Below are 3,687 nucleotides of genomic sequence, written 5' to 3'. Positions count from 1 at the left end.
CTCCGCGACAACCCCTATCTCTCGGGCGCGGTCGAGGTCTGAAAAGAGGGTTTCATGCGGAAGTCGAAGTTCATGGAGAGGCTGCTCTGCGAGGGGATACTCGCAGACGGCGCGATGGGAACGGAGATCTACGCCCGGGGCGTGTACATCAACAGGTGCTTCGACGAGCTAAACCTCGCAAACCCCGGGATCATATCGGAGATACACCGGGACTACCTCAAGGCAGGGGCCGGCCTCATCGAGACGAACACCTTCACGGCCAGCCGCCCGGCGCTCGCCTCGTTCGGGCTCGAGGGAAAGACGCGCGAGATAAACGTCGCCGGCGCGCGCATAGCCAGGGAGGCGGCCGGCGGATCGGCCTTCGTGGCCGGTTCGGTGGGACCTATCTCCTGGGCGCACAGGGGCCAGGAGCCGATGGGGCGGAGCGAGATGCTCGCCTGCTTCAAGGAGCAGATCGAGGCGCTCGCCGAGGGGGGCGCCGACGCGATCATCCTCGAGACCTTCACGAGCATCGAGGAGCTGCACGTGGCCTTCGATGCGGCGCGCGAGGCGTGCGGGCTGCCCGTCATAACGCAGGTGAGCCTCAAGCACGTGGGGGAGGGGGAGTTCGAGGGGCTGCTCCCCGAGATAGCGGCATACGAGATGGACCGCTGGGGCGCTGACGTGGTCGGCGTCAACTGCTGCGACGGCCCCCAGGGGGTGTTCGAGGCCATGAAGCGCATGGTCAAGGCGATCAGGCGCCCCCTCTCCGCCATGCCCAACGCGGGGCTCCCCAAGCAGATACACGGAAGGCTCCTCTATCTGGCGAGCCCCGAGTACATGGCCGAGTACGCGAGGCGCTACGCCCAGCTCGGGGTCTCGCTCATCGGCGGGTGCTGCGGCACGACTCCCGCGCACACGAGGGAGATGAAGCGCTACCTCAAGTCCATGAGGCCCACCGCCAGGGAGGTCGTCGCCGAGCCCCCATGCGCCGTGCAGGAGGTCTCGGCCCCGAGGGTCCCGCCCTCTGAGAAGAGCGCGTTCGGAGCCGCCCTGGGCACGAAGTTCGCCGTCTCCGTGGAGGTCGATCCGCCGCTCGGCATCGACCCTGCGAAGGCGATCGAGGGCGCCAGGCTCCTCAAGGGGATGGGGGTGGACGCGGTCAACATCGCCGACGGCCCCAGGGCCATGGCCCGCATGAGCCCCATGGCGCTCGGCGAGCTCATAAAGGAGAGGGTGGGCATCGACACCATAGTCCACTACTGCTGCCGAGACCGGAACCTACTCGGCATACAGATGGACCTGCTGGGGGCGGCGGCGCTCGGGCTCAAAAACCTCCTCATCATAACGGGCGACCCTCCGAAGATGGGCAACTACCCGGAGGCGACCGCGGTCTTCGACATCGACTCCGTAGGCCTCATCCGCTTCGTGGCGAACCTCAACAGGGGGCTCGATCTCGCCGGCCGGCCTCTGAAGGGTACGACCCGGTTCCTCATCGGCTGCGGCGTGAACCCAGGCGCGATAGACCTCGATCTCGAGGCGGACCGCTTCCGCCAGAAGGTGGAGGCCGGGGCTGAGTTCGCGTTCTCGCAGCCGATATACGACCCCGCGCTGCTCGAGCGGTTCTTCTCAAAGCTCAAGGGCGGGCCCGCGATACCGTTCTTCGTGGGGATACTCCCTCTGGCGAGCCATCGCAACGCGGAGTTCCTCCATAACGAGGTGCCCGGCATGCAGATCCCCAAAGCGGTCATGGATCGCATGGCCGGCGCCGCCACGCGCGAGGCGCAGCAGGAGGCGGGGCTCTCGATAGCTAAGGAGTCTCTCGTCGCGGCGAGATCTCTCGGCAACGTGAGCGGAGCATACATCTTCCCGCCGTTCGGCGACTACAGGAAGGTCGAGGAACTGCTGAAGGTGATCGCCTGAGCGGATGAATGAAGTTCAGAGGGATCGAAGGTCCACCTCGCCCAAGGAATCCACGATCCAGTCGGCTGATTTGAGCAGGTCGCGCTCATAGGAGTTGCTGACGGCGATGCAGCGCAGCCCCGCGGCCTTGGCGGCGGCGATCCCCCTGGGCGAGTCCTCTATGGCGATCACCTCTCCGGCCATGACGGGAGCGTCGATCTTCTCGACGAGCCCCTCGTATGCGCGGATGTAGCCCTCCGGGTCCGGCTTTCCCTTTTTCACCGAGTCGGATGCGATGATCGGGTCGAAGTAGCCGTGCCACTTGAGGTGCTTGAGTATGTATTCTATCTCGCCGCGGTTCGCCCCGCTGCAGATGGCAAGGGGGCACTTGTCCCTGACCGAATCTATGAATTTGCCGACACCCGGGAGGAGCGGGATCTCCTTCATGAGCATCGATATGGTGGCCGCCGACTTGCTCTCTATGAGGTCGGCCTTTTCGATCTCTTCAAAGTGGTGCCTGTGCGCCTTTGCCACAGCGTCCAGGAAGTCGCGGTCGTTGAGACCCACGTAGTACCTGTGGAACTCGTCCTCCTCGATGAAGACGCCGAGCGGCTCGAGCACCCCCTGCCAGGCCTCCATGTGCACCGGCTCGGTGTCCGTGATGATCCCGTCGAAATCGAAGACAAGCGCCTTGAAAGGCATGGCCCCTCCGGTTCATATTGAGTTCAGATAAGCTCCGACGCTCATGCCGGCGATGAGCCCCTGCGACGCGGCGACCGCAGGCATCTGCGGTTTTCCGCAGAGCACGTCGCCGCAGGCGAAGACGCCCTCTGCCGAGGTGGCGAATCCCCTGTCGACCTTTATCGCGCCGGTCGCCCCCATCTCGACGAGGTCCTGCAAAAACGAGGTGGTGGCCTTGTGCTCGTGCACGAACGTGAACACGCCCACCGCCGGTATCTCCTTCTCCTGGCCCGAGGAGAAGACGGTGATGGATTTCACGTGCTCCTCGCCGTTTATCTTCTTGAGGCTGGTGGAGAAGTGCGTCTCGATGGCGCGGCAGGCCTTGATCGATTCCATGGTGTCGTCGCCAGCCTCCAGTTTGTTCGAGGGGATGATGAAGTGGATCTTCTCGGCGAAGCGGGCGAGCGCGATGGCCGCCTCGGCCGCCTCCTTCGTCTTCCCTATCACCGCGGCGGTGCGCTTTGCGACAGCGGGGCCGTCGGCGATGACGTCGTACGATACGCCGCGGCCCATGAACTCCCGCTCGCCCTGAAGGTAGTTTGTGCGCGAGGCGGCGCCGGTGCACACCACGACCGCCTTTGCGTGGTACTCCCTGCCCGCCTCAGTGGCCACCCGCCACCCGCCGTCGGCCGCCGAGATCGAGGTCACGGGCTCGGTCGAGAGCCTGGCGCCCTCGAGCTCGCACTGCCTGCGCATCCTCTTGAGTATCTCCGCTCCGCTTATGGACTCCGGGAACCCGGGGAAATAGCTCACGTTGCCCAGGCTGCCTAAGAACCCCTCCGACTGCGAGCGGTCGACGATGAGGGTGCTCCACTTGCTCCGGGCGATGAACGCCGCAGCGGCGCAGCCGGCCGGCCCCCCCCCGACGATTATCGCATCATAGTTGCTCTGCATGGCCATGGCCTCCGAAGGCCCGATGCTAGCCGCGCCCGGCGCCCGTGTCAACGAAGGCCTGTCTTTGCAGACGGAGAGGCTCGGGGAGCTCTTCTCGCTATCCCTCCTCGCCTCAGACGCCGTCTCGTCGGGGGCTTTCGTCGGCCGGAACATATAGGCTTCTGAATCCGG

General features: G+C 65.2%; 3 protein-coding genes. 1 reads left to right on the top strand and 2 read right to left on the bottom strand.

The annotated features are described in order from the left end of the window. The first annotated feature begins 54 nt into the window (after positions 1-54). Positions 55-1,902: a bifunctional homocysteine S-methyltransferase/methylenetetrahydrofolate reductase gene (locus tag JXA24_02265; GenBank protein MBN1282581.1), complete on the top strand. Its 1,848-nt coding sequence runs from the start codon at positions 55-57 to the stop codon at positions 1,900-1,902. 15 nt (positions 1,903-1,917) lie between these two features. On the opposite strand, the gene JXA24_02260 is transcribed toward JXA24_02265, so the two are convergent. Both JXA24_02260 and JXA24_02255 read right to left on the bottom strand, forming a co-directional pair. Further along, the gene (locus tag JXA24_02260; protein ID MBN1282580.1) at positions 1,918-2,583 is read right to left on the bottom strand and encodes an HAD family phosphatase; all 666 of its coding nucleotides are present in this window, start codon (positions 2,581-2,583) and stop codon (positions 1,918-1,920) included. 12 nt (positions 2,584-2,595) lie between these two features. Beyond that, positions 2,596-3,687 (bottom strand): FAD-dependent oxidoreductase (locus JXA24_02255; protein ID MBN1282579.1); only part of this gene is annotated, 1,092 nt, incomplete at its 5' end.

The organism is Pseudomonadota bacterium, assembly GCA_016927275.1.
GTDB lineage: Bacteria > UBA10199 > UBA10199 > 2-02-FULL-44-16 > JAAZCA01 > JAFGMW01.
The sequence above is the reverse complement of the archived record's forward strand: the minus strand, read 5'-3'. Positions and strand labels throughout refer to the sequence as shown.

What these genes read in the sequence shown, in the direction of transcription:
- JXA24_02265 (MBN1282581.1), top strand. Translation starts at nt 55, where the DNA reads ATGCGGAAGTCGAAGTTCATGGAGAGGCTGCTCTGCGAGGGGATACTC.
- JXA24_02260 (MBN1282580.1), bottom strand. Translation starts at nt 2,583, where the DNA reads ATGCCTTTCAAGGCGCTTGTCTTCGATTTCGACGGGATCATCACGGAC.